At 25.6% G+C, this 26,444-nt stretch carries 32 protein-coding genes; all 32 read right to left on the bottom strand.

Annotation, left to right across the window (positions count from 1 at the left end; all coding sequences use genetic code 11):
- Nucleotides 1-34: 34 nt before the first annotated feature.
- The gene (locus tag LJD34_RS00385) at nucleotides 35-343 is read right to left on the bottom strand and encodes a response regulator (RefSeq protein WP_264474760.1); all 309 of its coding nucleotides are present in this window, start codon (nucleotides 341-343) and stop codon (nucleotides 35-37) included.
- A 32-nt stretch (nucleotides 344-375) separates the two neighbouring features.
- Entirely contained in the window at nucleotides 376-546 is a 171-nt protein-coding gene (locus tag LJD34_RS00380) for a hypothetical protein (protein ID WP_264474759.1), read from the bottom strand.
- Complete coding sequence (locus LJD34_RS00375) at nucleotides 530-1,117, bottom strand: TetR/AcrR family transcriptional regulator (protein ID WP_227358914.1); 588 nt, start codon at nucleotides 1,115-1,117, stop codon at nucleotides 530-532. Before LJD34_RS00375 ends, LJD34_RS00380 begins: the two co-directional genes overlap by 17 nt.
- Before the next feature lie 369 nt (nucleotides 1,118-1,486).
- Nucleotides 1,487-2,641 (bottom strand): tyrosine-type recombinase/integrase, encoded by a 1,155-nt coding sequence (locus LJD34_RS00370; protein WP_227358913.1) that lies wholly within the window; start codon nucleotides 2,639-2,641, stop codon nucleotides 1,487-1,489.
- 22 nt (nucleotides 2,642-2,663) lie between these two features.
- Nucleotides 2,664-2,855: an excisionase gene (locus LJD34_RS00365; RefSeq protein WP_227358912.1), complete on the bottom strand. Its 192-nt coding sequence runs from the start codon at nucleotides 2,853-2,855 to the stop codon at nucleotides 2,664-2,666.
- 113 nt (nucleotides 2,856-2,968) lie between these two features.
- Nucleotides 2,969-3,316 (bottom strand): type II toxin-antitoxin system PemK/MazF family toxin, encoded by a 348-nt coding sequence (locus LJD34_RS00360; protein WP_227358911.1) that lies wholly within the window; start codon nucleotides 3,314-3,316, stop codon nucleotides 2,969-2,971.
- Nucleotides 3,317-3,774: 458 nt separating this feature from the next.
- Complete coding sequence (locus tag LJD34_RS00355) at nucleotides 3,775-4,197, bottom strand: LuxR C-terminal-related transcriptional regulator (protein WP_227358910.1); 423 nt, start codon at nucleotides 4,195-4,197, stop codon at nucleotides 3,775-3,777.
- 90 nt (nucleotides 4,198-4,287) lie between these two features.
- Nucleotides 4,288-4,470, bottom strand: coding sequence for a hypothetical protein (locus tag LJD34_RS00350; RefSeq protein WP_227358909.1), 183 nt, complete (start codon nucleotides 4,468-4,470; stop codon nucleotides 4,288-4,290).
- Nucleotides 4,471-4,638: a hypothetical protein gene (locus LJD34_RS00345; RefSeq protein ID WP_227358908.1), complete on the bottom strand. Its 168-nt coding sequence runs from the start codon at nucleotides 4,636-4,638 to the stop codon at nucleotides 4,471-4,473.
- Nucleotides 4,639-4,721: 83 nt separating this feature from the next.
- Entirely contained in the window at nucleotides 4,722-5,027 is a 306-nt protein-coding gene (locus tag LJD34_RS00340) for a hypothetical protein (protein ID WP_227358907.1), read from the bottom strand.
- 549 nt (nucleotides 5,028-5,576) lie between these two features.
- Complete coding sequence (locus tag LJD34_RS00335; protein ID WP_227358906.1) at nucleotides 5,577-5,666, bottom strand: AgrD family cyclic lactone autoinducer peptide; 90 nt, start codon at nucleotides 5,664-5,666, stop codon at nucleotides 5,577-5,579.
- Between the two features lies 1 nt (nucleotide 5,667).
- Nucleotides 5,668-6,213, bottom strand: a complete 546-nt coding sequence (locus tag LJD34_RS16690) for an accessory gene regulator B family protein (protein WP_227358905.1) — start codon at nucleotides 6,211-6,213, stop codon at nucleotides 5,668-5,670.
- Between the two features lie 85 nt (nucleotides 6,214-6,298).
- Entirely contained in the window at nucleotides 6,299-6,856 is a 558-nt protein-coding gene (locus tag LJD34_RS00325) for a 4'-phosphopantetheinyl transferase family protein (protein ID WP_227358904.1), read from the bottom strand.
- Entirely contained in the window at nucleotides 6,849-7,109 is a 261-nt protein-coding gene (locus tag LJD34_RS00320) for a phosphopantetheine-binding protein (RefSeq protein WP_227358903.1), read from the bottom strand. The genes LJD34_RS00325 and LJD34_RS00320 overlap by 8 nt, the downstream gene beginning before the upstream one ends.
- Nucleotides 7,106-8,545: an AMP-binding protein gene (locus LJD34_RS00315; protein WP_227358902.1), complete on the bottom strand. Its 1,440-nt coding sequence runs from the start codon at nucleotides 8,543-8,545 to the stop codon at nucleotides 7,106-7,108. The genes LJD34_RS00320 and LJD34_RS00315 overlap by 4 nt, the downstream gene beginning before the upstream one ends.
- Nucleotides 8,538-9,569, bottom strand: coding sequence for an HAD-IIIC family phosphatase (locus LJD34_RS00310; protein ID WP_227358901.1), 1,032 nt, complete (start codon nucleotides 9,567-9,569; stop codon nucleotides 8,538-8,540). The genes LJD34_RS00315 and LJD34_RS00310 overlap by 8 nt, the downstream gene beginning before the upstream one ends.
- A 6-nt stretch (nucleotides 9,570-9,575) precedes the next feature.
- The gene (locus LJD34_RS00305) at nucleotides 9,576-10,700 is read right to left on the bottom strand and encodes an acyl-CoA dehydrogenase family protein (protein ID WP_227358900.1); all 1,125 of its coding nucleotides are present in this window, start codon (nucleotides 10,698-10,700) and stop codon (nucleotides 9,576-9,578) included.
- The gene (locus LJD34_RS00300) at nucleotides 10,697-10,939 is read right to left on the bottom strand and encodes a hypothetical protein (protein ID WP_227358899.1); all 243 of its coding nucleotides are present in this window, start codon (nucleotides 10,937-10,939) and stop codon (nucleotides 10,697-10,699) included. Before LJD34_RS00300 ends, LJD34_RS00305 begins: the two co-directional genes overlap by 4 nt.
- 17 nt (nucleotides 10,940-10,956) lie before the next feature.
- Nucleotides 10,957-11,790, bottom strand: a complete 834-nt coding sequence (locus tag LJD34_RS00295; protein ID WP_227358898.1) for a 3-hydroxyacyl-CoA dehydrogenase family protein — start codon at nucleotides 11,788-11,790, stop codon at nucleotides 10,957-10,959.
- 2 nt (nucleotides 11,791-11,792) lie between these two features.
- Nucleotides 11,793-12,845 (bottom strand): BtrH N-terminal domain-containing protein, encoded by a 1,053-nt coding sequence (locus tag LJD34_RS00290; RefSeq protein WP_227358897.1) that lies wholly within the window; start codon nucleotides 12,843-12,845, stop codon nucleotides 11,793-11,795.
- Nucleotides 12,846-12,858: 13 nt separating this feature from the next.
- Nucleotides 12,859-13,125, bottom strand: coding sequence for a hypothetical protein (locus LJD34_RS00285; protein ID WP_227358896.1), 267 nt, complete (start codon nucleotides 13,123-13,125; stop codon nucleotides 12,859-12,861).
- A 14-nt stretch (nucleotides 13,126-13,139) separates the two neighbouring features.
- The gene (folE2, locus tag LJD34_RS00280) at nucleotides 13,140-13,898 is read right to left on the bottom strand and encodes a GTP cyclohydrolase FolE2 (protein ID WP_227358895.1); all 759 of its coding nucleotides are present in this window, start codon (nucleotides 13,896-13,898) and stop codon (nucleotides 13,140-13,142) included.
- A gap of 15 nt (nucleotides 13,899-13,913) precedes the next feature.
- Nucleotides 13,914-14,276 (bottom strand): 6-carboxytetrahydropterin synthase QueD, encoded by a 363-nt coding sequence (queD, locus tag LJD34_RS00275; RefSeq protein ID WP_227358894.1) that lies wholly within the window; start codon nucleotides 14,274-14,276, stop codon nucleotides 13,914-13,916.
- Entirely contained in the window at nucleotides 14,273-15,445 is a 1,173-nt protein-coding gene (locus LJD34_RS00270; protein WP_227358893.1) for a class I adenylate-forming enzyme family protein, read from the bottom strand. The genes queD and LJD34_RS00270 overlap by 4 nt, the downstream gene beginning before the upstream one ends.
- Nucleotides 15,435-16,796, bottom strand: coding sequence for a coproporphyrinogen-III oxidase family protein (locus LJD34_RS00265; protein ID WP_227358892.1), 1,362 nt, complete (start codon nucleotides 16,794-16,796; stop codon nucleotides 15,435-15,437). Before LJD34_RS00265 ends, LJD34_RS00270 begins: the two co-directional genes overlap by 11 nt.
- A gap of 15 nt (nucleotides 16,797-16,811) precedes the next feature.
- A complete protein-coding gene (locus LJD34_RS00260) occupies nucleotides 16,812-17,489 on the bottom strand; it encodes a 7-carboxy-7-deazaguanine synthase QueE (RefSeq protein WP_227358891.1) in 678 nt (225 codons plus the stop codon).
- A gap of 11 nt (nucleotides 17,490-17,500) precedes the next feature.
- The gene (locus tag LJD34_RS00255) at nucleotides 17,501-17,965 is read right to left on the bottom strand and encodes a nucleoside deaminase (RefSeq protein ID WP_227358890.1); all 465 of its coding nucleotides are present in this window, start codon (nucleotides 17,963-17,965) and stop codon (nucleotides 17,501-17,503) included.
- 7 nt (nucleotides 17,966-17,972) lie between these two features.
- Complete coding sequence (locus tag LJD34_RS00250) at nucleotides 17,973-21,494, bottom strand: beta-ketoacyl synthase N-terminal-like domain-containing protein (protein ID WP_227358889.1); 3,522 nt, start codon at nucleotides 21,492-21,494, stop codon at nucleotides 17,973-17,975.
- Nucleotides 21,494-22,753, bottom strand: a complete 1,260-nt coding sequence (locus LJD34_RS00245; protein ID WP_227358888.1) for an ACP S-malonyltransferase — start codon at nucleotides 22,751-22,753, stop codon at nucleotides 21,494-21,496. Before LJD34_RS00245 ends, LJD34_RS00250 begins: the two co-directional genes overlap by 1 nt.
- Entirely contained in the window at nucleotides 22,753-23,967 is a 1,215-nt protein-coding gene (locus LJD34_RS00240; RefSeq protein WP_227358887.1) for a DNA glycosylase AlkZ-like family protein, read from the bottom strand. The genes LJD34_RS00245 and LJD34_RS00240 overlap by 1 nt, the downstream gene beginning before the upstream one ends.
- Entirely contained in the window at nucleotides 23,960-25,252 is a 1,293-nt protein-coding gene (locus tag LJD34_RS00235; RefSeq protein ID WP_227358886.1) for a glycosyltransferase, read from the bottom strand. Before LJD34_RS00235 ends, LJD34_RS00240 begins: the two co-directional genes overlap by 8 nt.
- On the bottom strand, nucleotides 25,249-26,439 hold the full coding sequence (locus LJD34_RS00230) for a radical SAM protein (RefSeq protein ID WP_227358885.1): 1,191 nt from the start codon (nucleotides 26,437-26,439) through the stop codon (nucleotides 25,249-25,251). Before LJD34_RS00230 ends, LJD34_RS00235 begins: the two co-directional genes overlap by 4 nt.
- Nucleotides 26,440-26,444: the final 5 nt, after the last annotated feature.

Below are 26,444 nucleotides of genomic sequence, written 5' to 3'. Positions count from 1 at the left end.
ATAAATAACACCCTTTTTCTTTTTATTGAAAATATTATTTTAAAACAGAAATAATAACTTCCTCAACCTTTTTTACATCAATTGGTTTAGCAATATGATCATTCATTCCTTTTGAAATTGCCATTTTTCTATCTTCTTCAAAAGCATTAGCAGTTAAAGCAACAATTGGAATATGAGCCTTTCCTTCATCAGATAATTCTCTGATTGTTTCCGTTGCTTTATAACCATCCATATGAGGCATTTGAACATCCATTAAAATCAAATCATAGTTTTTAGCAGGCATTTGTTCCATTTTAGCCACACATTGAATCCCATCTTCAACACGTTCAACTATTAATCCCATATCTTCTAAAATCATTATCGCTATTTTTGCATTCAAATCATTGCCAATAAAACGTGTTTCCCTTGTAAAATTTGTTGTTCATCAACTAAAGACATATCTATCTTTGTCAAAAATAAATTATTATCAGCAACCTTATGTTGTAAAATCAGGGTAAATTTCGTTCCCTTACCTAGTTCTGTTTCAACCTCAATACTTCCATTCATTACATCTACAAGCTTTTTGACAATAGACATTCCTAGTCCAGTTCCTGCAACTTTTCCTATCTAATTGATAATCAATCAAAGAATGTATTGTCATTGTAAAAGAGATAGCTGCCTGATTAATGTCTTTTACAAATATTTTTTGATGAACTTGTAATGCATAAAAAAGATTTTTTGTTGCTAAAAGCATTTTTTCTGTTTCCTCACACATAATTTGGGCAGCCACACAATTTGTAGCACGTGTTGAATAAATGATTTTATAAAATGAAAACATTTCACTTTGTGTACTCATCTTACAATAATTATGAACCGCTAATTTTAAAACTTCTTCTAGACTTTTATCTTTGACAAGTTTTCCATAATCAAGATCCGTTATTTTTAGTTTTTCTTTTGCTTGTGTTCTTAAATAATCATACATTGCCTTTGCAATTTCATCCTTCGAACGGAAATGATTATACAATGATGGTTTCTTTATCCCTAATTGTGTCGCTATTTGTGACATTGAAACATTGTCTATTCCATTTTTAGACGCTAACATAAATGTCGCCTGAATAATTTCTTCTTTCCTCTCCATATCCATTCACTTCCTTATGTTAGTTATATTGCTACCTATCGTTAGTTTAATCAATAAAAATTTAACAATTTCCAAGCTTTAATCATTATTTCATGACATTCTTATAAAGATTTTATTTGTCACCAAAAAAAATACATATATTCACAAAAAAGTAGAGACACTTTTTCAAAAAACTTGATTTTCAAGGTTTTTGAGACGTATCTCTACTTAAACATTTGTAATATTTTATTTAACGACAATGTTGACAAGATTGCTTTGCTAATCAAATTTATACCATATAATCAACGTTTTTTTAATATCCACATCTCTACTACACCACTTACTACACCATTGTTTGAATAAACATATAATAACTTACATGATGCACTCTTAAATGCTTTCAATAAGAACAATGTCATCATTAAATTGATCTATACTATTGTGTACATAATGTAATGTCATTCTTACTGATGTATGACCTAATAACGTACTAACAGTATTTGGTGTCATGCCTGCTTCCATACATCTTGTGGCAAAAGTATGTCTAAATGTATGTGGTGAAATATTTTTACAATCATATCTATACCCATCCTCAATTGCTCTATCTTTAATATACGTTAGTACTGAATGAAATCCTGCTCTTGTGAAACAGTCTCCTCTTGTATTAACAAAGATTAGTTCTTTGCTTATATCACTATGTTGTTTATAGTAACGTTTATGTGTTCCTTCTTCAAGTTGTTTTTGACGTAATTTTATATTTCTTCTTAATATAATTAATGCTCTTTCATTCAAAGGAACATATCTCGCATTTTTTGTTTTTGTTTCTCTAAAAAAATAATTGCCTTTATCATCTGGATAATCAGAAATTTGATGTTTTATATATATAAATTTTTTATCTAAATCTACTTCATCAAATGATAATCCCAATAACTCACTTATTCTTAAACCGGTATTAATATTGAATTCAATCATGTCTTTATGCAACTGATTAGTACAGCCTTTAAGAAGCATTTTTTCATCTCTCTTACTTAAAGGTTGTTTTACAGTTCTATTTCTAGGTTGTGCATCTATATTTTTACATACATTTTTTCTAACAATATCATTGAGAAATGCTTTTTCCATCATTTGAGTTAATGTATGTCTAACTGTTTCTCCAGCAGTCTTTGACACTTTTAATGCTTTTTTAACTATTCTTAAAGCATCAATGTTTTTAAATTTAGTAATGTCAATATCTCCAACATCTCGTACATAAAGATCATAGTTATGAGAAATATTTTCTAAATAACGTCGACTCATGCCTTCTTTTTTCTTATAATTTTCAAACCAAAAATCAAACCATTGATTTAATGTATAGTCATATTCTAGACTTGCTTTTTCTTTATCTTCTTTTATTGCTTGCTTTAATAATTGTTTTATTCTTCTTAAATTAGAATCATATATATATTTTCGTTTTCCTAATCTATTAACATATCTTGCGCAATATATGCCATCTTTTCTTTGTGAAATTCCTGCTCCTAATTCAGTACCATTTAAACCTTTACCCATATTAATCCATTCCTTTCCTAAACTAAATATACATTTCTTTTTGTAGCCACTCCTCAAACTGTTTTCTTTTAATCATCCTTTTATTTCCATTCCATATTACAAAATCACATTTTGAACTATCTGAAATCTCTCTTATTTTATTAATACCTAAGCCACTATATTTTGAAGCCTCTTTAACGCTTAATAATAATGGTAATTCTTCACTTAATTGCATATGCATTCTCCTTTTTTAATTAATTTGGCTTGTCATGACACTAAAATCATAAAACCTTTTTCACAAAAAAACAAAGGTACGATTTTTATAAACGTACCTTTGACAATTATATTTTATATATCAATACTCACTCTAAGTGACATCTTTATACTTGCTGATTCCACTTGATTGAGTTTAGTTAATTTTCTGATTAATCTTGACTTGTCTATTGTTCTTAACTGTTCCATCATAATAATAGAATCATGTTTAAGACTATCTCTTGCTGTAATAGCTATATGTGTAGGTAATTTCGGTTTACCTTCCATATGTGAAGTCATACAGGCAACAATGGTCGTATTACTATAAATATTCCCAATATCATTTTGAATAATTAGAACTGGTCTAACACCATTTTGTTCACTCCCAACAGAAGGATTAAGATTCGCTAAATATATTTCCCCACGTTTTATGTTTTCAATCATAATAGTTAATCACCTCGCTTTATTATGTAAAATTGAAAAGCATCAATTTTTGCTTAATTTTAAAAATATTACCGAAGATACTTTTCAATATAATATTTATAAGTTTATGCACTATTGATAGACTGCTTTGCTAGTACAGTTCCACAAGATTATATCGACATACAATCTTATAGGACTTCCACCTATATAATGTCTTGCCTGTGACAGATTATAACTGCTCGGACTAGGACTCATTATGTGTATCATTATCCCCTTATATATTCATTGCCAATAGTTAGCATTCTATTTTGTTATCAAATATTAATCGCTAAGATAAAACATTATCTATGACGGCGTATTTATAACATGGGCTTATATATAAGGAACGTTATCAATACTGCTATTCAATTATCAAAAAACTATCAGGGATTTAATTCCCTTCATATATAAGCCGTTTAAAACGTCTAAAATATGAAAGTTTATTCAAATTTTTTTAATTTTTTTCTCATACTTCTTATTCGGTAACGAATTGTATCTTCACTCAAATTACACTTTAACGCTATCTCTTTAACGCTAAAACCACAAATCAACAAATATACAATTTGCATTGTTTGATGATTGATGCTCTTCATAAACTCATATAGTTCCTTACTATCTAGTTGATGTACTAGATCATCAATATTATTGATGGGCAACTTTATATCATCGAATATCTGTTCATCAATAGATTGGAAATTAGTAAACTGTCTCTGTTTAAATCTTCTTTCAGCATTAAAATCTTTCCAATCATAACAACGCAGTTCCATGATTTTATCTTCTGACATTCCATTTTCTTTTAATATTTTTTCTTCATTTTCTTTCCATTTTTTCCATTTCTTTTCCTCTGATGCTTTATTATACATTTATTTTTCCTCCTTTTATCCTTGAAGCAAGAACAAAGGAGGTGAGCGACAATGAAAGCACAAAAAACTATGACATCTCATCATAGCAAGTTAAAATAATCTAACACTACATAATTCTTTCTTACTATTAACCGTCATAATTTCAACATTGTATTTATCACAAATCATTTGAAACTCCACATATAAATCATCAAAAATACAAATTCTTGTCTGATCATATACCGCAATACAATCAATATTTTGATTGGTAATATAATGAATAAGAGCTTGCATTCACCCTATATAAGTTTTTTTACCAGTTGATACTTTTCTAACTACTGCAACCACATTTATATCAAGAGAACAGATTAAATTTCTTAATGTATTTTCCTGATAATCTAGTAGATTTCTTAATTCGCAACTTGATACTTGACAATAAATAAACACTTTTGATTTTTCCAATTTTGCTTTCTCCCATAAAAAGCAAACACTTCTCATAAAAGGATGTAAAATCAAATATTTTTAACAAAATTTTTTCAAATTTTTTAATATTCTTTTCTCTGATAATTTAATCTTTGTTGTAATATATCCAGTTTCTTAACTACTTCAATTTCCCTTATATCACAAAAATAAATACACTTCATAATATAAAGTTCTTCTTCATCTAATTCATTCAACACTTTATACAGCTTTATTTGGATATCATCTTGATAAATCTTATCTATATAATCATAGTCATGGAAGTAGCCATATGAATCAATATGATTTATATCTGAATATCGTAGGTTATTTATATCATGTTTTGTTTCATAGTTCATTTTTTGATAACTATTTCTACATACTGCTTGCATTTCCTTAGACAGTTCAATCTACTGCATATTAACTTTTAAATAATAAGTTTTTTTATCATTTATATCTTTAACCCAAAATTAAGACTTTTTATAATCATTCTTCACCTGGTTTTCTTCTTTCAATATTTTGAAAAAAGAAATTTAGTGATATTTTGATTCTTAAAAAATAATGAATTAAAAAACAAAAAAAGAATAAGATGTTTAAATATATACTTAAACTCTTACTCTTTATAAAAAATTATAAAATATATTTTTTATACCATTACTATCTTTAAAATAATTATGATAATTTATATTTTAATTCACTCATCTTTTATCGACTATTTAAGTCTGAAGAATACTTTATAGTAAAATATAAATATCATCACTATAATAAGAAAAATATGTTATCATTACAATAAGTGATGTATGTAAAAAGAAAATATAAAGCAATTAGAAACCATACCAAGTATTTCAATACAATTTCAAATTAGTATTATACTTAGTTAAAAATCACTTGAATCTTAGAGAAAATATATACATCCACAAATAATAAGTTATTCTACGATATTAATACTTAGGCTTTTTTGGTTTAAAAAAATGCCATGGTGAACATACATTAACATTCTTTAAAGCAATTCTTCTTATTAATTTAACCATATTAATCCCTCCTATATATTAAATTTGCAATAGATGTAAGAAAATATGAATAAGTTATTACTGTATATAAATTTGTAAAATTATATCGTTCTAATGTAATTGAAGTCATTATTCCCATTACCAAAAGTATTAAATTTATAGTCTTAAAATATATTCTTTTATTAATTTGTATATCTAGATTATTAGGTATTTTAAATATATAAATCAATATAATAAAAAACCACATTAATAAATTTGATGATGATGAAAAGATATTTAAATATATAACAAACAATAAAAAAGTAAGTATAGTTATGCAAGAACAACGTAACATTGTTTTAGCATGATAGCCACCAGCATAATATCTTAATATCCATAATAAAATTAGTAATGTTATTGCTTCAATTAGTTTATGAAACAAAATACCCAATAATAAAACTATAAATATTGATGATATATTTGATATTATTAACTCTATTCCATATATAAATAACTCTTTCTCATTCTTATCTATCATGTTATTTAAAATCATTTTCTTAACAATATGACTTGAAATAAAACTTAGCATATTCTATCACCAGCCCTATAATAACATAAAATTCTATTCGATAATTTTACTGGTACATCAATTCATAAAAAATGATACATGAATTTTATTCTATTTTAAATAAGTTAAAATTTTTATATTTAGAACATATAGATATTCTATACTCTTTCTCCCAATCAAACGAAGATATCACTATATCTGATCGTAAACAAGAGTCATATATATAATAACTATTATTATAATGTAATACGATGAAAGAATTTAAAGTTTTATTTAATCCTTGTCCACTATATTTAATATATGCCTCTTTTATAGTCCAAATAATATAAAATCTTTTAAAACTATTACACTTTTTTATAAATTTATCTTCATATGGAGAAAAAAATCTTTCACTTATTCCCAAATTAATTTCATCCATTTTTTGAATATCTATTCCAATTTCATCATCACTTACAGCAAAAATCACATATTCCCCAGAGTGGCTTATATTAAAATAATATTTATTAGAATCTAAAAACGGCTTTCCAAGCTTACTTACCAAAATATTATTATCCTGTACATCATATCCGTAATATGTATTAAATATCTTTTTAATAGTATTATTCCTTGAATATCCTTCGTTTTTAAATATGAATAAATCAATATAATTATTACTATTATTCATTAACCTTGACATAAACATATTCAGCTAGATCATCTAAACTATGATACTTATTAATATCAAGATCATCATCATCAAACTCTATTTCGTATTCATCTTCAATATTTAAAATTAACATAACAAATGTAATAGAGTTTACAGAAAAACCAGAAAATTCTATTCCATCATTTATGTCAGTATTTATACTATTGGATTTAACAGTATCATTTAATATTCTTGAAATATTTTGCCTTATTTTTATTAAATCATCATTCATTTTTTTATCCTTTCTAAGAAGTTTATTCTGTCAATTTTTTTTCTATCATTTAAAGGGAATTTATCTATTTTTTTTAGGAATTCAGGTACCATATAATATGGCAACTTGGAACTAAGAAAAATTTTAAATAGTTTTTCATTAACATAATCATCACTTGTATAATACAATAACAAATGTACACCACTATTTTTAGTTGATACCGGAACTACTAGTGATTCTCTAACACCAATATATTTATTTGATATATTTTCAATTTCTTCTAACTCTACTCTAAATCCATTTATCTTTATTTGGTTTCCTTTTCTTCCTTTAAAAATAATACGATTCTCATGCAATATTACTAAATCATTTGTTCTATAATACTTTTGATTATCAATCAATATAAAGCATTCATTATTGTCATTTGTATATCCCAACATAAGTTGATTACCATTAATCAACAATTCAAAGCAATTTGTTTCAAATTTTATTGTTTTGTACGTAATTCCATCTAATGGTTCACCTAAATCATCATCAGAATCACTAGTAATTTCTTTTACAAAAGACCAAATTGTTAATTCAGTAGGACCATATAGATTATATACTTTACATTTTTTTTCAAGAAATTTTTTTATTAAATTAGTAGGAAATTGCTCGCCACCAATTAATAAATACTTGACTTTGTTTAAACATTTTAAATCTTTATCTATCTTATTTATTAATTTTATTTCAGTTGGAGTTACTTGTAAAATATCAACTGGATACTGTATTAAATATTTTACAAATTTAAAGTAATTTGCTTTATCGTTTTGATAAATAACAATATCTAATCCATATGCAATTGATACAATATATTCTACCAATGAAATATCAAATGAGATTAATGAATGAAATAATACTTTATTATCATTTTTAAATTCTATTCTTTTATAAAATGCTTTAAAAAATGATACCAAATTGTATTTAGAAATCTTAACACCTTTAGGAACTCCTGTGCTTCCAGATGTATACATAATATATTGGAGATCATCAGGATAATTTATTATATTATTAAAATTTGAATTATTTATAGAAATATTATCATCAATTATATCATAAATATATACACCAATTTTTATTAATGTCTTATCTACACTTGTAATTATAGACATCTTAGAGTTACAATCTTCAATAATTACTTGTATTCTATCAATAGGTAATTTGTCTGAAATAGGTACAAATGCTGCTCCTGACTTAATAATTCCTAATACTGCAAATATAGTTTCTAAACTATTACTTCCAATCACTACAACTACATCATTATTTTTAATACCATTTTTTTGTAAAAACAATGCTATTTTTAATGAAACTGCAACCAATTTTGAATACTTACATATTATATCTGAATTTTCAATAATATTAGTACTTTGAGGATTCCTGATAAAAAGATAATCAGCTATAGTTTCATTTCTAATCATAAAAACTATTCATGGTTATATAATCAGGATATTTTTCAATATTAATAAGATTTGCCTCCAAAATCACATTTTTATCATTTACCTCAATTTCATTAAACCCAGAAAATCTATACGTAATATACATCTGTCTATTTTTATCTGTAAAAACAAATTCAGCCTGAAGTCTAACGTTGTTATTTTTAGCAAGTCTTTTTAAATATGTTAAAAATGGACTTCCAATACCTCTAGACATGACCCTACACGACATTAATAATAATTTAATAATCCACACTTCTTCTTTCAATTCCAGTAGAGCTATCCCTATTTTCCCATATGTTCCATACTTATCATCTAATTCAATTACTAAAATCATATATTGTGGTAAGTTCAACATATTTTTTAATGTTTCAAAAGAATAAGTATATCCTGTCGAATTTAATTGATGAGTACGTACAGTCAACTCACTAACTCTGCACAAATCCGCCTCTGTCATTTTTGAAATAGTTAGTTCCATTTGTAAACTTCTTAAAAAATCTTCTTGAGTTCCCTTGAAATTCTTTTCTTCCATTTTTCTAATATTATCAGTCTGGTATAAAATCCTTCTTTTTTTAGTTTCATCAGTAATAAATTCTATATTGAATCTATCCGTTTTTAACTCATCGAATAAATTGTTAGTTAATATTCCATTTACATTAGGTAAAAAATACTTCATCTCTTCTATTTCATAATTTTGATCATCTACAAAAGCAAAAGAATCTAATGGTATATTTAATAATATTGAGATTTCTTTTACTGATGTATATTTTGGTTCCCAATTAATTTGAGGATATAAAAAATACTCTTTTATTCCAAATTCATCAAGTTTTTTTAATGCCATATCACAATTATTTTTACTTGCAATAGATTGCAAAATACCTTTTTTATCTAGATCTTTGATTACTTTAGTAACATCATCATTAAGATGAACCTCTTTATCCTCTAAAAGAACTCCATGCCATATTGTATTGTCTAAATCCCAAACAACACATTTAATTTTGTTTTTCATATATTATCACCCATTTTTTAGTAAATTAACAACTTCTTTAGCAATCATCATTTCATGTATTTCAGAAGTACCTTCTATTATTTCATTTGCTCTAGAATCTCTAAAATGTCTAGGTAATGTGCTATCATCATTCAAACCATACGCTCCTAGTATCTGCATTGCTTCATTTGCAACAAAATTTATCATTTTTGATGATTTATATTTAGCAATCCAATTTTCTAATATTGAATCAGGCGTTCCTTCTTTTTTCATTTCAGTACATTGTTGGCATAACAATTCACAAGCATGTAATTCACAATACATTTGAGTTATTTTTTTCTGTATTAATTCATGCTCACAAAGTTTTTTCCCAAATTGCTTTCTTTTATCAGTATGTGCACAAACAATTTCTAAACATTCTTTAGCACTTCCAATACATCCCCATGCAATGGTAAATCTTCCATAATCTAAACATGTTTGAGAAATATAAGGTGTTCCTCCGCCTATTTCACCTAAAATCCTACTTTTTGGAACAATACAATTTACCATTTCAATTTCTGCTAGCATTGAACCTTTAACACCAAACATACCATGTGTAGGTATAACTTTAACTCCCACATCATTCTTTTCTACAAGAACTGCTGTGACTTTTTCATCAATATTCACAAACATAATAAATACATCTGCTATAGCTCCCATAGTAATCCATTTTTTTCTGCCATTAATCAATATTGAGTTGCTTTGTAAAACTCCTGTAGTGTAGACGGTACTAGCATCACTACCTACATTTTCTTCAGACATTCCAAATGCCCCGATAATTTCTCCAGCTTTTAACTTATTTAAATAATTTTCTTTTTGTTCAATTGTGCCCCATCTTTCAATTGATAAAATACTCATCCCTTGAACTGTAAATAGACTTCTGATTGCAGAACTTGCTCTGCATACTTCTTCGTTTAATATTGCTACCTTATCATAATCTACTTTTAAATTAGAGTTTGAAGAATCACTCAAACTTAAATATCCTCTATCTCCAAGAAGCTGTATTATAGATTTTGGAATAGACTCTTCTATTTCAAAATTCTCCGCATATGGTTCTATTTGTTCTTTCACAAATTTTTTTACTTCTTCTCTAAATAAACCTTTTTCTTTCATTTTTCTTCCTTAACCTTTCTTTCTACTAACAAAGTAATTGAATTAATACTTCTAAAATTTTCATTATTTAAATCATTTCGATCAAGATGGATATCAAAATTTCTCTCTAAAAACAAAATTAATTGCATTGAAAATAAAGAAGTTATGGCTCCACTTTCTAATATATCATCATTATCTTCCCATTCATTTCGTAATGTTTTAAAAATAAAGTTTCTTACATTTTCTTTAATATCTTCCATTTTACATAATCCTCTCTCTAATAATATTTGTAAAATCCTTCACCAGATTTTCTTCCTAACTTTCCAGAAGCAACCATTTTTCTAAGTAATGGGCAGCATCTAAATTTTGTATCATGATAATATTCATATAATACATCTAAAGAATTTACAACTGTATCAATCCCAATTAAGTCCGCTGTTTCCAAAGGACCCATCGTATGGTTAAAACAATCCTTAAATATCCTATCAATATTTTCAGCAGATGTTATTTTTTCAGATAATACAAATGCAGCTTCATTCATAAACACATGTGATAGCCTATTTGAGACAAACCCTACATTATCATTTACTATAACTCCATCTATTTCTATTAATTTAAGAAAATTTGATACCCTATCAATTGTTTCCGTATCAGTAAAATATCCTTTAATTATTTCTACAGTACTAATTTCAGTTACAGGATTCATGAAATGTATACCTATTACTTTAGATGGATTATTAAGTAATTTAGATAAACTAGTAATAGATATGCAAGACGTATTTATTGCAATTATGCAATCCTTTGATATATATTTATTGAGATTTGTATACAATTTTGTTTTTAGTTCGATATTTTCTGATATATTCTCAATTATATAATTGCATTTAGTAATACTTGATAAGTTTGTAGATGTAGTTATATTTGATAAAATTCTATTTACTGTTATTTCATTATTGAGCATACTTTTAAAGCATAAATTAACTTCTATTTCTTTTAGTGCTGCATCCAATATTGACTCCTCTTTATCAATTAATAAAATCTCTTGACTATATAATAATAGTCTAGTAGCTATACTTCTTCCCATAACTCCTGCTCCAATTATACCAATCATAATTAATCTTCTCCTTTCTCAAAAGTAAACTCTTGATAAAATTCATATACATAAACTGATAAATCTTTCTCTGCTAAAACAGCTTCTTCCAATTTCAAAATTACTTTTTTACAATTTTTACTATTTGCTCTAATGCTAGCTTTTAAAATAATATTCAGCAAGTCATTCCACAATTGGTATGTATAATCTAATTGGGTAATAATTATGTCAATTTTTAAATCCCTAAAATCATTTTTAAGATTATTTAAATAATATTTAAATAATCTTTTTCTTGTATGCACAAAATATAATTGCTTATGTAAATCAATCATAAATTCTTTAATATCATCATGATTATCCATAATATATTTTTTAACAAAATTAAACAGTCTGTTTAAAGCATGAATTCCATATTCTGTATTTGTTCTTGTTTTAACACAATAATAGTTATTAATATAATTTCTAAATTGGATAATAACTAAGTCTTTTTTATCGTAATTCCATCCACTTTTATTCAAAACAATACTTTCTGCATTAGGGTTTATTCCACCCAATATACCATCATCATCATTGGTTGATAATCGTGACGTTTTTAATATACTACTACTAACAGCACCTTTGTATTTCCATAAAGGATACCAATCAATTACATATGCATCTTCTCCATTATCTGAATAGCCACATAAAATAATAGAATGATGAGAGTGAGTCTTTTGAAAATATGGTGTAAATGGAAGATAAAAGATATCTACTGCTAAGACTACTGGAATACCTGATTCTAAAGCCAATTTGTTATTTTCTTCAATTTCACTCAACGAATTTTTTGTTAAATCATATCTCATTATTAAATTTTGAAACTCTGGTAAAAAATCAATACTGTTATCTGCAGTACAAAAATGATAATTATAATCAAATTTTGAATTTTCTTCAAATTTCCAAACTAATCCACAATTCAAAAAATATAATGGATCTTTTACATTTAAATATTCTAAAACTATTCTAAAACAATTTTGAAAACAATAGTATTCATACTCTGGATCTACTTCTAACTCTTTATTAGTTATATCTAAAAGCATATATTATCCATCCTTAGTACATTTTCTTTTCTATAATTTTTTCTACTATATGTGCTATTTTATTGATAGTTGTAAAATCATCAATGCTGGTATCTTCTGATAATAAATCAATATCATATTTTTCCTCAATAGTAGCTAAAATGTTGATCAACGATAAAGATTTTAATAATCGACTCTCCACTAGTTCAGTATCTTTATCCACATTTTCAAAAGAGATATTCTCTTGTTTTAATTCGGTAATTACAATATTTTCAATTTCTTGAGTTAAATTTTTATTCATTTTTCTTTCTCCTTCTAAAAATTTGAATTAGTGATTTTTGAAATTGCATTATGATTATGTATTGACTCATAGTTCTCCACAGTAATATATTTCCATATGATCTTTGATTTTTCTAAACCATTAACTACATCTCTTATAATATCTTCAACAAACTTTGCATTTTCGTAGGCCTTTTCAGTAACAAATTTCTCATCAACTCTTTTTAATAAAGTATATAATTCTTGAGAACCAGAACTTTCTAAAATTCCTATGATTTTATCAATTAAATCAAGTTCTTCCAATTTAAATTCTACCTCTATAATTCCTCTTTGGTTGTGTGCACCATAATTGCTAATTGCTTTCGAGCAAGGACATACTGACGTTATAGGGACATTTAAAATACACATAACTGTCATAGTATCATACTCATTCATTTCAGCTATTATTTTACAACCATAATTCATCAAAGCAGTTTTTTTGGATATTGGAGCAACTTTATTTCTAAAATAACTAAATTCTACTGTTAGTAATGCTTTTTTACTATTTAAACAAACTTTGGAATCATATAATATATTTTCTATTTCAGTCATATTAATCTCAGTAAAGTGAGTATTTAGCACCTCTATTAAACGACTCATATGAATTGCTTTCTTATTAGAATCTAATTCAACAAATAAATTGAATTTACCATTAGTTGTAATCTGATTTATAATGATTGGTAAAATAACATTTGAAACACCAACTTGATTAATCATTATATTCCTTAAATCTTTTTCTTCTTGTACGTCTTTCATAAAGATTCCTCCCATTTAATCAATAATAATCTCAGCAAAATTATTTTGGGTTTCATATAGTTTTAATTTATAAATCGAAACCTCTTTTCCAAAACTATCTTTAATTTGTTCTAAAAAATATAAAAGTATATTTTCAGCTGTAGGAATTTCAATTAAATCATTCAAATAGGAATGATCTAATTCTTGAATTATTTTATTGGTTACCATTTTAATTTCACTAAAATTACAAATCCATCCCTTATCGCACATATCTCCTTTCACAATTACAGTTAATTCGTATCTATGTCCATGCAGTTTTTTACACTTTCCATATACTTCTTCATTTGGAAGTTTATGTGCTGCTTCAAATGTAAAAGTGCTACCAATTGTCATAATCATTTTATATTCTTCCTTTCTGTTATATATAAATTTCCCTCTTTGATAAATCCTATATCACCTGTTTTATACCAATATTTATTTTCAATAAATACCTTATCTGTTTTCTTATCGATATATGAATCAGAAATTGCTTTACTATAAATAATAACTTCTCCAAACCCTTCTACATTTTCCTCATATATCTTAATTTTTACTCCATTTACTGCTGTGCCTACACTTATCACATTACTTTCTTCAGGATTAAGATTAACAGTCACAGTACTAGCCTCCATTAATCCATACATTTGTGAAATCCAACAACCATATTTATAATTAAATTGCTTTGCAATTTCAAAAGATAAGGAATCACTAGAGCTTAAATACATCTTAGCGTTTCGTACATTATACTTATCATTTTCATAATTATTTAAGGTTTCATAAATAGTAGGTGTTCCTAAAAAAATATCAATATCACTTGTTGATAGAGTTTTCAGAACATGATTTGGCATAAACCACTTATCTAGAATCAATGTTGCCCCTGAAAGTAGTGAAGCCAACATCCCCATTGTAAGTCCATATCCATGACTTAATGAAACCGGACAATAAATAGTTGTAGTTTCATTATATGATAATGTAGTAATAATAGATTTGATATCATAATGATAATTATTAAGTGTTCTTTTAGCATATTTTGCAATTCCAGTTGTACCAGATGAACTCTGTATTGCAACTACTGAATTTTCATCTTTGAGATTAATAGTGCAGTTAAGACATTCTTTTTTTTGTTTACCATCAAATATTATTTGATCCGTTTTAATTATTTTAATATTTTTACTTTCTATAGTCTTATAAATATCCTTATTAACAATTAAACAGTCTAGTTGTATATTTTGGAAGATACTTTTAATCTTTTTTTGATTTAAATATGGATTAAATAGATAAATAACTTTATTCAATTTTTCAAGTGCAAAGAAAGAAACGATGAACTCTATAGAATTATATTCAAGTAATCCGAAATTTTTTTTATTAGGATAATTTCTTAATATTTGATTAGAAAATTGATCTATCCTTCTAATTAATTCACCATATGACATATTAATATCGCCATACTTAATAGCAATTTTATCTAGATGATTTTTTGAATTGTTTGATAAATTATGATATAAAGAAAGCAACTTATTATTTTCCATACTTAGTACCCATGTAGTCTTCATTATATGGATTAGTTTTTTCTTTTAAGGAGTTTAAAAATGATTTTATGTAAAGCTTCCAGTTGTTTTCTGAAATGAACATGAGAGCAATATTTCCAGACCATACTGTACCTCTTTGAGTTAATATATAACGATCATTTTGTTCCTTTATAATTTTTTCTTGAATCAAAAATTCAAAAATATCATCATATATTTTTTCTGGAACATCTTTTTTTAAAATCATTAACTTAATAGGGAAAAAAACCATTTTCCTTTCCATATCTTCTAATTCTGTCACATTTCTACATAAATCCGCCGGAAAATTATCTTTATTTAATTCTCTCATATATGTATTAATATCACAGACATTCTTATATGCTTTTTTATTAATAAATCCTCTTGATGATGCTCCTATACCTAAGACATCTCCATTATCTAAATATGTTTGATCTCCAATATGAATTTTTTCTTGGCTTTTTGAAAATGTATTAGTCGTTAATTGTTTATATCCCTTATTAAACAACCACTTTTGGGCATTCTCATACATTAAAATTTGATTACTATTTGATGGATTAACTATTAAATTGTCTGATTTTTTTATTTTTTCATCCAAAATTGTATTTGGGAAAATTGCTAAATTATATAAATCTATGTGATAAGGATCTAATTGATCGGCTTTTTCTAAATCATTTAACCAATCATCCATTGTTTGATTTGGCATGTTATACATTAAGTCAAAACAATATTCTTTAAATTGATACTTTTTAAAGATGTTAATACATCTATTTATGTCATCTATAGTTGTTTTAATTCCCATATCTTTTCTTATTTTTTCATTAAAGGTTTGAATACCTAAACTTATACGTGAAAACCCTAATTCCAATAAATCAATCATAACTTGATCTGTAATTGAATTCATAGATGCTTCCAAAGTCCAACTAACATTTTCTTTCAAATAAAAATTATCTTTAATAAATTCAATAATTTTTTTAAAATTAAATTTTGATAATAATAGTGGATTACCTCCTCCAAAATGTATAGATTCAATTTTTGTGGTTTTAATATATTTTGTTTTTGAATATTTTTCCAATTCCTCTAGTAAATAATCTACATATTCATTAATTAATTTATTATTTCTTGTACATATTATTTTATAATATGGACAAAAAACACAACCCGAATCACAAAATGGTATATGAATATACAGATTTGTTCTATTATTATTTTCTTTTGCTACTTGAAGAAAACTAAAAAAATCATCATTAAAATCTCTTTTATCAACTATCTTTGTGAGTTTAGGATAAACCCAAAAATCATCTACTCTTTCTTTAAATAACTTTTCTTTATTCATACATATTCTCACTTTCTATTTTTCTTCTTCATTGTCCCAAATATGCAGTTGTAATCTATCGGCATATCTAAAATTATATTTAATACTTAGCCTTACCACATCTGCTTGAACATCTTCTAATTCATTTTTAGAATTTGATAAAGGCATTACCATTACTTTATCTAAATATGAATCTTGTAAATTCATGCAATTTACATACTTCTTTACCTCTTCAAAATCAGTTTCATCTGGTCTCACTACAAATTTAATTTGATAGTCATCACAATTATTAATTAATTGTAGTATTGTACGTATATTTTTATCTATATTAATTTCTAAGTTATTAGAATGATTTAATTTTGGACTAATACTAATTAAATCACAGTTTATGTTTCTAAAAATTGTACCATTTGTTTCAACAGTAACATGATACCCATTCTGTTTTAGTACTTTTACTAATATTTCTATATTTTTATCTAATAATGGTTCTCCACCCGTTAATACAACATATGTACATTTGCTTTCTTTTAATTTTTCTAAAATTTCAGAAATAGATAATGAAATTCTTGTGTTTTTTTTCATTAAGTCTTTAGAATCACACCAACTACAATTCAAATTACATCTTATAAATCTTAAAAATACAGTTGGAATTCCCTCTAGTTTTCCTTCACCCTGTATAGATTTAAAAATTTCACAAAATTCAAATTTTATCATATTAAATATCATCATCTCCTATATAATTTTTCAATTAATCTTTTCCTCTTTCGCCATTCACATAAAATTTTCTCACATTCATGATTCAAATCACTATGATCACATTGAACTAAATACGGAAATCCCCTTAATATTTCATTTTTTTTGTATTTTATTTCCTTGAATCCAGCTTTTAATGAATCAGATATTGTTGTTCCATACACAATTCTTGAAATTTTAGACCAGCCTATGGCACCTAAGCACATTAAACATGGAAATGTGGTAGTATAAATAGTACAATGTGACAAATCGCTTGTTTTCAAAAAATTACACATTTGTTTTATCGCTAAAACTTCAGCATGCTCAATTGAATTTCCTTTTTTTGAGCATAAATTATGAGTAGAAATATAATTACCTTTTTCATTAACTATACAGCAGCCAAATGGGTATTCTCCCATATTCATTGCTTTATAAGCCTCATGTATTGCTAAATCCATATAATATCTATCTTCTAGTTGTTTCTTCATTTTCTAAATATTTTCCCATTTCTTTAATAGTTTGGTATTTCAAAATTTTATTTGCATCAAGATTTACACCATGCTCACTAAGATCAAATGAAATTTTAAACGCAAAGATTGAATCTCCTCCCATTTCAATAAATTTTTTGTTTATATCAATAGATTGATATCCCATTATCTTTGAATAACTTTCTGCAATAATCATTTCATTTTTTGTGAATTTTTTATCTTCTCTACCAATTAATTCTATATTCAATTTATTTTCCATTATTATATTATTAATATTTTTATTGTATACCTCAATTGAGGTTGATTTATCACTTTTTGCTAACTTGAGATCTTCATTATCTTGTGCTGAAACTAAAATAGTATCATCAGGTAAATCTTTATAGAATTTAATAGGGATATAATCTTTCAATTGATACAATTTGCTATTGTCATTCTCTTTTCCGATAATAATACGCTCAAAGCCATAATACTTTTTTAACGCTTCTTCCATCAAATTTATAGCAACTTTTACATCAATTTTATGGAATAACGATTTATTTTCTTCATTTTTTAATTCTTCTGTTAAACCAATATTCTCCCATTCAGACCAGTTAAGTACTACAAAATGTTGTTGATTAAGATTTTTATTGAAGAAATATACTAATGAGTCTAAATATGAGTTGACCATGCTATAACTAGCGTTACAATTTCCAGAAATTAATGTCATAACACTCGAAAATAGAACTACAAAACCTATTTTATTTTCGTTATTTTTAACTGCTTCATAAATATTCCTTGCCCCATTAACCTTAACTTCATAGCTTTCAATCAAATCCTCTAATCTCAATTCATTGATAAAATTATTTTTATCATTGACACTACAATGGAAAATGCCATCTATTGTTTTATTGTATTTAAGTATATCAGAAAAAATTTTATTTATTTCTAAGTATTCTTTAATATTACATTTTTTTATTTCTATATTTGTATCAAGAAATTCTTTAATAAATTGCTTATCATCACTTCTCAAATTTCTTTCATATTCTGTTATGTTACGATGAGTCAAAACAATTACTTTTGCATCAAATTTTGTAACAAGAAACCTGGTAATGTTAACCCCAATTCGACCTAATCCACCAAAAATCACATATGTTCCTGTTTTTTTGAAACCAATACTTCCTTTAGCTAATTCTGTTTTAATATTCTTTATTGTCTCAATATATCTATTATTATTTCTTAATATAGATATAAAATAATTATCTTTTTCATTAATATTATTTATAAGCATATCTACACTACAATTAAAACTATAGTCTATACATTTACAATTAATATTAGTTTTTTCCCACTTAAAAGTTTTAAGAAACGAATACATAGAATTCAATAGTGGATCAATTTTGCAATCTTCCATAGATTTTATACCAATAAATATTAATTTAACTTTTTTAGTTATTTTATATATTTCTTGAATTATATTTATAAATTTACATATTATTTGTTTTTCTGTAGTATAAGTCATTGTACTATTTTCTACATTCACAGGATAAATAATAATGTCATTATCATTTAGATATATTCTTTTATTACCTGTAATCAGCACATCATCTTTAATTCTAAATTTAGAATTGAATATAATAGCATCTTTTTTCAATTGACTTTTAATAACATTTACTAAAAAATTTTTTTCTGAAATAATCATAACCCTGCTCATAATGTCATTTACTTGATTATTAATATTTCGCTTTTCAAGACTAATAATATGATAAAAATCTTGATTTGAACTTATCTCTTTAAACCAAAAATTCTTTTTTTCATATGAATACAAACTTATAGGAATATTTTGAGAATTAATCCAACATGGAAGTTGAAAATATGGATCATTTAACATTGCTAATATTGCTTGGTCAGAACCACTATTTTTTTGTAACAATTTATATTCATCAAATTTTGTAATATTATTTGAATTAATACTACAAATTTTTAATATATTTTCAATTTTACTTAATAAACTATCCAAACTATTCACTGTAAGTATAAGTTTATTTGTAAATCTTTTTTTTCTAGTACATAACGAATATGATACATCTTCCAGTCTTATATTTTTATTGATAATATAACTACGTAATTTTTTCAAAGATGCCAACACTTCTTGATTGTTTCTACCAGATAAAAGGATTGGATACATACAATTTATAGAATCAACATATCTTTCATTATCCCATTCTTGAAGTATCATATGACAATTAGTTCCACTTATCCCAAAAGAACTAACGCCACAGATTAATGGTGATGAACTTATCCATTTCTCTAAATCTGAACTTATGTATAATGGTGATTGAATAAAATCAACACGTCTATTAGGTATATCTAAATTGGAATTTGGAAAAATAGTTTTCTTATTTAAACTAAGTATACATTTTAGAACTCCTAAAACCCCCGCTGCACCCACAGTATGTCCATAATTTGATTTAACAGATCCTAATGCACAGAATTGTCTCCTATTAGTATACGATAAGAAAGCACTTTTCAATGCACCGATTTCTGTTAAATCCCCTAACTTCGTTGCAGTTCCATGACCTTCTATAAAACCAATATCATTAGGATCAATATTTGCTTTATCCCACGTTCTTTTTATAACATCAACTTGTGCACTTTTTCTTGGTGCTGTAATCCCAATTGATTTACCATCCTGATTTACTTCTATAGCTTTAATTACTGAATAGATATGATCTTTATCTTTTATAGCATCTGAAAGTTTTTTTATAAGTACTATTCCACACCCCTCTCCTTGACCAACTCCACTATTACTATCATCATAAGATTTAGTTTTACCATCAGATGAAAGTATACCAATTGAGTCAACAATACTATTTATTGAAGGGTCTACCATAATATTTACTCCACCTACAAGGGCCATTTTGCATGAGTCTGATAAAATATATTTAATAGCTACATCAAAAGCTATTAATGATGAAGAACATGATGTATCTATTAACATCGAAGGTCCATGCAAATCTAAGAAATATGAGATTCTCGAACTAATTACGGCTGGTAAGTTTCCCGAAAATGAATCGTTAGCCAATTCTGTAGAATATTTCATAATTAGATTTTGATATGAATTCCGTGAATATTCAGTTGGACACCCAATAAAAACTCCTATGTTTTGTTCTTTCCCACTTGTATACCCACCATCATCTAATGCAGAATAACATACTTCTAACGTTATTCTTTGAATTGGATCCATTAGTTTTGCCTCTTTAGGAGAAATATTAAATAGTTCATTATCAAATCCAACTATATCTTCTAAAAATGCAGCTTTAGGAAATTTAATAGACTCTTTCTCTAAATCCTTTAAATTATCTAAAATAAGTTTCTTTCTATTAGGAGGACATTCGGAAATAAATTCAATTTTTTCTTTTAAATTTATATATAATTCCTCAAGATTGTTCGCATTAGGAAATTTTAGACCAACTCCTACAATAGCAATATCACCTTCCGAAAAATCTTGTATACCACTCATCAATTCATCACCTCCAAATGTAGCAAATCATAAAGTCTCATATTTATAATCAACCTATTCAAGTATTTATTAGCATCTTTTTCACTATTAAATTTATGCCTAATAATTTTATTTGCAGCTAAATATATATTCACAATTTGATATAAACTAGGTATATCTATTTCATCAAGAAATGGGTATATATATGCATATAGCTTTATGTATGGAATCTCAATATTACTTCTGTAACTATTAACATCATATTCGAAATTTTTACAACCTAAAATATACTTTATAACTTGTTTGATAGCATTAATTTTATATTTGACGTTCGTACAAATTTCATAATTATTATCAAATTTACAAATCACATCATTTAAATCTTTAGGATTATCTAAAGAGAAAATACTAACATTTTGATCTAAATAGAGATTTCTAAGAACATCTCTAGGTCCCAATTCATAAAAAACATCTATTTTTTCATTTATCATTGTATCCATACATTCTTTCCACAATACAGGTGCATTCAATTGAATTGATAAATTTTTCCTTATATTTTTAGTACTTCCATATATATTTCCATCCACGCTAGATACAACTGGAATAGTAGGCATTTTAAAGTCAATTTGTTCTAAAAATTTATCAAATTCATTCACTGTATCATTCATTAAAGTGGTATGAAAAGGATATTCTAAATTAATTTCTAAACACATTGCCCCTTTCTCTTCTAATAATATTTTTGTTTCCAATACATCATTTCTAATTCCTGCTACAGTCATTTGAGTGGGTGAATTAATAGCTGAAATATCTATTTTTTTTCCTTTTTCTTTAAGGTCAGCTATAATTTTTATATACTCATTAAAATTATTTCCCATAATAGCAATCATGCATCCATTAGTAATTATATTTTTTTCAATAATCTCTCCTCTAATCTTAGCCAATTTAACTCCATCAACAAATGAAATTGAATTTGAACATACTAATGCAGTAATCTCTCCTAAACTGTGCCCTGCCAACATTGTTGGATAATAACCAAATTTATCAATAAAATATACATAATATGCATAACTTACTATCAACGTTGCAGGCTGATTATTGTGAGGTTTTGAAAGTTCATCAATGTCACCGTGAAACAATAAATTTAAAAAATCATTACCTAATATTTTAGAAGCTTGACTAAATACCTGTCTACATTTCGGATTTACATTAAACAATTTTTCTCCCATGCCAACATATTGTGACCCTTGTCCTGGGAAAACTACAGCAATTCTCTCTTCCACTATCTATCCCCTTCTTTCATAAGTGTAGAATATTCGATATCTGCTAAATTAAGAAATTTTAAAAATTTATTAAGGCATTTTTGTATTTGCTCGTTTATTTCAATATCTTTTTCATATTGTTTATTTTCCCACCACCAATTATTTATAAACAATCTATTCCTTTTGTCATCTCTCTTTGCTTCAAATCTTGCAACAAAATTCAGATCATATAAAATTGGTAAAACGTAGTAGCCATATTTTCTTAACTCCTTAGGTGTATAAACCTCCCATTTATATTCAAAATTAAATATTAATTTTATAAACTCTCTATCCCATAATAGGTTATCTAAAGGTGCTAAAATACTACACTTTTTTTTATTTTTAATCTCATTAATATTCTTCATTATTTCTAAATTTTCTTTAGTTATATAAAACACTTCATCAATTCCACTTATTGTAAATGGAATAATTGTACCTGCATCAACTAAGTTATTAATATATTTAGTCCTATCTTTTTTTGATTTTGTAAAAGCATTTTCCCATACAGGACCGTTTCTATTCCAATAAAAACCAACACTATTTATTTTTCTAATGATATACCAATCTATGAAATCATTTTTGTTTTGAAAATTATTTTGTTTATCTAATAATTCTTTAGAAATAACACGTTCAATTAAATCATATTTTTTTTGAGAATTACTTTTATCAACCACTGCCAATTCTCCTATATTAAAAAGATATTCTAGTGCAACATTACACAAATTATTACTTCCCCATTTAGAACTTCCTTCTTTTATTATTTTTAAATCTTTTGAATAACAAGGACCATGTCTTTTTATAAACTCTTTTACTGTATCCAAATAATTTAATGCATTCATAGTATTTCGATAGTTCATTGTTTTCAACATACTACTCTTTTTAGCATCTCTAATATATTTTAAATTTATCCAATCATTTATACTGTAAATAGCCATCATTTTATCCCAACCATCTATAAGCTCATGCGATTGGTATAAAAGTTTATGAAGTATATCAGAGGTATAATTACAAACTCGTGATTGAAGAACTAAATCAGCATTCCTAGCAACAATATTTAATGGGTCATATTGAATACATCCTACTTTTTGTATATATTTTATAACCCCTTTTTCACCATAATATTGATTATTTAATAATCCCTGATAGAATAATAAATATTTTCTCGCTTCCATTATGCTAAACTCATGCTTATTCATATTCTTTCTCCTGAATTAAATTAATTACATTATATAATTCTGTTTCATAAGATTTAGATGATTTAAATATCTCATTCCCAATTTTTATTGACTTTTGCTTATACACAGAATTTTCTATTATTTTATTAATATATATTAATAAATACTTATCAACATTCTCTAGAGTATAATCTAAAACTATTCCAACACCTAGCTGTTCAAATCTTTTCGCATTTATCTCCCGCTCTCCAGAGGTAGGAATACATAAAACAGGTACTCCATATAAAGCCGCCTCATTTAAACTCGTAAATCCTCCATGACTAATAAACAGATTAACTTTTTTTAGTAAATTCTCTATTTTAAAATAATTTCTAATATGTATCTTAGGTCCATCAAAATGAGTAACATCAATACCCCATCTATCAATTTCTCTACATATGATATACACTTCAAATTCAGTTTCAGATAATTTTTGAATTACTTTTTCTGCAAGAAACGCTTGCATTTTAGATTCTATTTCTCCAAAATAAACTAATATTTTTTTTATTTTATTTTTTGTACTGGTGTTCATTGATACAGAATTATCTCGCCCAACACAAATAAGTTTTCCATTAAAATTTTGCATATATGAATCTGGATATACACATATTGCTGAAGGAAATAGACATATTTGTTCAATTGTGCTGCCTAAATAATTATATGGCATGTTTGTATAATTGCTTATTTGATGAGAAAGTTCATTAATTATAGGTAAAACTTCTTCTCTTGAAGTTGTCAGCTTATCATTTGGATCCAAGAAAAAATACTCACTATCCAAGTAGTTAATTAAATTATATTCTTCTAATGAAGATATAGGTATTATGTTTGGTAACATGCTAATACTTTTTAACTTATATTTTTTACTAACAATAAATCCATAATATAAATAATGATCATATACTAATAAATCATAATTGGTAAAATCAATTTTTTCGTCTTTAAGATACTTTTTTATACAACGATACCTAAATAAGTGACTAGCAATTTGCATGTTTTTTCGATAATTTAAATCTGTTACTTCATAATTATTTTTAATATTTTTATTTATACTATTATTTGAAATTGTCTGATTAAAATGAAATATGTTATCTAAAAAGTATTGATTATAATAACATATAGTATATTTTTTTGAATTATTAAGATACTTTTCTTGTCCCTTTTTTAAATATATAGTTACATCAATACCTTTATTTACTAGATAATTAAAAACATGTGCAAATGGTTTAATATGACTTTCTTCTGGAACACAAAGTATTAGTACTCTCATATTTTCTTCTCCTTAATTATCTTTCTAGTTTTTTTCATCAATAGCCTATCCGAAGCTGAAAATAATATTATAATACCATCCGATAATCCATTTAAATCTAATGATTCGATTTTCGGATCATATATACTAGTAAAAAAAGAAAAGTCACTATAAATTTCTTTGCTAAATAGATATGATTGAATTTCCATATTGTGTTTACTTAAAATTTTAGTTACAAATTCCATTCTTTCAATTGCTCTAAAATCCAGTAAATATAAATATACATTTTTACTAAAAGAAATAATATCTAATAAATTCATACTGACCAATTTAATATTCTTATTACATATACTTATGGTCATAAAATTAAAATATTTCAAATTTTGTTTATATACCTTAGAATCCTCATTCATATTTGCTATTAACAATTTATTATTACAATCATTTATCCAATTCGAAAATTGTACATTTAAGCTTTCAAACCACGGAATGTAATTTTTAAATAAAGTACAATATTTACATGTTTCAGAAGGAATATTCAAAAATTCAATTAATTTATCATATGTGAAATTATTATTATATATATCTATCCCATCGTTTACATTATAATATTTTGTATTATATTTCTTATCATAGTGTTTTAGGCTAATTGGTTTTGAACATTTGTAAATTCTACCATGATGCAAAGTTGTACAATCATATATGTTTCTACATCTTTGAAATATATATTTAGTCTCATGGTTTCCTTCAAAATTATAATCAACTTCAAAAAAATCTGGTTTATATTCTTGATATTTAATATTTAAAGTGTCTAATTTTTTAATTGATGTTTTTAATTCAGTACGTTTAGTTATATAACTTGAAATTTGAATACAAATGTCATTTTCTTTTATTTTATCAAAAAATGTTTCATCCATATTCTGTAGTAATGTTCCATTAGTAACTACATAAATATTACTTTTAGACTGATATTTTCTAGTTAATTCAATATATTTTAGTATATTCTTTGATAATAATGGTTCGCCTCCTAGTAATCTGATTTTTTTGATAGATATTCCCAAATCTGAAATTTTCTTTAAATCTTTTTCATATTCAGAAATACCATATTCTTCTGATCTAGCAATATTTCCAAAATTACTACATGCTATACAATTCATATTACATTGCTCTACTATCTTTATCTCAATATAATCTATAATCTTTTCCATTATGC

The organism is Faecalibacillus sp. MSK20_93, from assembly GCF_020589945.1.
GTDB classification, from domain to species: Bacteria; Bacillota_I; Bacilli_A; order Erysipelotrichales; family Coprobacillaceae; genus Faecalibacillus; species Faecalibacillus intestinalis.
This window is presented reverse-complemented; position numbering and strand designations above follow the sequence as displayed.

Bases quoted from the DNA above. Each gene is read 5' to 3' on its own strand.
- LJD34_RS00290 (WP_227358897.1), bottom strand. From the start codon at position 12,845: ATGCTTTTAGATATAACTAATAAAGAGTTAGAAGTAGATCCAGAGTAT.
- queD (WP_227358894.1), bottom strand. From the start codon at position 14,276: ATGATTATGACAATTGGTAGCACTTTTACATTTGAAGCAGCACATAAA.
- LJD34_RS00285 (WP_227358896.1), bottom strand. From the start codon at position 13,125: ATGAATAAAAATTTAACTCAAGAAATTGAAAATATTGTAATTACCGAA.
- LJD34_RS00235 (WP_227358886.1), bottom strand. From the start codon at position 25,252: ATGAGAGTACTAATACTTTGTGTTCCAGAAGAAAGTCATATTAAACCA.
- LJD34_RS00300 (WP_227358899.1), bottom strand. From the start codon at position 10,939: ATGGAAGATATTAAAGAAAATGTAAGAAACTTTATTTTTAAAACATTA.
- folE2 (WP_227358895.1), bottom strand. From the start codon at position 13,898: ATGAAAGACGTACAAGAAGAAAAAGATTTAAGGAATATAATGATTAAT.
- LJD34_RS00350 (WP_227358909.1), bottom strand. From the start codon at position 4,470: ATGCAAGCTCTTATTCATTATATTACCAATCAAAATATTGATTGTATT.
- LJD34_RS00335 (WP_227358906.1), bottom strand. From the start codon at position 5,666: ATGGTTAAATTAATAAGAAGAATTGCTTTAAAGAATGTTAATGTATGT.
- LJD34_RS00255 (WP_227358890.1), bottom strand. From the start codon at position 17,965: ATGGATTTAGCAATACATGAGGCTTATAAAGCAATGAATATGGGAGAA.
- LJD34_RS00360 (WP_227358911.1), bottom strand. From the start codon at position 3,316: ATGATTGAAAACATAAAACGTGGGGAAATATATTTAGCGAATCTTAAT.
- LJD34_RS00250 (WP_227358889.1), bottom strand. From the start codon at position 21,494: ATGAGTGGTATACAAGATTTTTCGGAAGGTGATATTGCTATTGTAGGA.
- LJD34_RS00310 (WP_227358901.1), bottom strand. From the start codon at position 9,569: ATGAAAAACAAAATTAAATGTGTTGTTTGGGATTTAGACAATACAATA.
- LJD34_RS00265 (WP_227358892.1), bottom strand. From the start codon at position 16,796: ATGAATAAAGAAAAGTTATTTAAAGAAAGAGTAGATGATTTTTGGGTT.
- LJD34_RS16690 (WP_227358905.1), bottom strand. From the start codon at position 6,213: ATGCTAAGTTTTATTTCAAGTCATATTGTTAAGAAAATGATTTTAAAT.
- LJD34_RS00320 (WP_227358903.1), bottom strand. From the start codon at position 7,109: ATGAATGATGATTTAATAAAAATAAGGCAAAATATTTCAAGAATATTA.
- LJD34_RS00370 (WP_227358913.1), bottom strand. From the start codon at position 2,641: ATGGGTAAAGGTTTAAATGGTACTGAATTAGGAGCAGGAATTTCACAA.
- LJD34_RS00340 (WP_227358907.1), bottom strand. From the start codon at position 5,027: ATGCAAGCAGTATGTAGAAATAGTTATCAAAAAATGAACTATGAAACA.
- LJD34_RS00365 (WP_227358912.1), bottom strand. From the start codon at position 2,855: ATGCAATTAAGTGAAGAATTACCATTATTATTAAGCGTTAAAGAGGCT.
- LJD34_RS00375 (WP_227358914.1), bottom strand. From the start codon at position 1,117: ATGGAGAGGAAAGAAGAAATTATTCAGGCGACATTTATGTTAGCGTCT.
- LJD34_RS00380 (WP_264474759.1), bottom strand. From the start codon at position 546: ATGAATGGAAGTATTGAGGTTGAAACAGAACTAGGTAAGGGAACGAAA.
- LJD34_RS00355 (WP_227358910.1), bottom strand. From the start codon at position 4,197: ATGTATAATAAAGCATCAGAGGAAAAGAAATGGAAAAAATGGAAAGAA.
- LJD34_RS00325 (WP_227358904.1), bottom strand. From the start codon at position 6,856: ATGAATAATAGTAATAATTATATTGATTTATTCATATTTAAAAACGAA.
- LJD34_RS00305 (WP_227358900.1), bottom strand. From the start codon at position 10,700: ATGAAAGAAAAAGGTTTATTTAGAGAAGAAGTAAAAAAATTTGTGAAA.
- LJD34_RS00270 (WP_227358893.1), bottom strand. From the start codon at position 15,445: ATGGAAAATAATAAGTTGCTTTCTTTATATCATAATTTATCAAACAAT.
- LJD34_RS00230 (WP_227358885.1), bottom strand. From the start codon at position 26,439: ATGGAAAAGATTATAGATTATATTGAGATAAAGATAGTAGAGCAATGT.
- LJD34_RS00240 (WP_227358887.1), bottom strand. From the start codon at position 23,967: ATGAATAAGCATGAGTTTAGCATAATGGAAGCGAGAAAATATTTATTA.
- LJD34_RS00260 (WP_227358891.1), bottom strand. From the start codon at position 17,489: ATGATAAAATTTGAATTTTGTGAAATTTTTAAATCTATACAGGGTGAA.
- LJD34_RS00295 (WP_227358898.1), bottom strand. From the start codon at position 11,790: ATGATTGGTATAATTGGAGCAGGAGTTATGGGAAGAAGTATAGCTACT.
- LJD34_RS00385 (WP_264474760.1), bottom strand. From the start codon at position 343: ATGGGATTAATAGTTGAACGTGTTGAAGATGGGATTCAATGTGTGGCT.
- LJD34_RS00315 (WP_227358902.1), bottom strand. From the start codon at position 8,545: ATGATTAGAAATGAAACTATAGCTGATTATCTTTTTATCAGGAATCCT.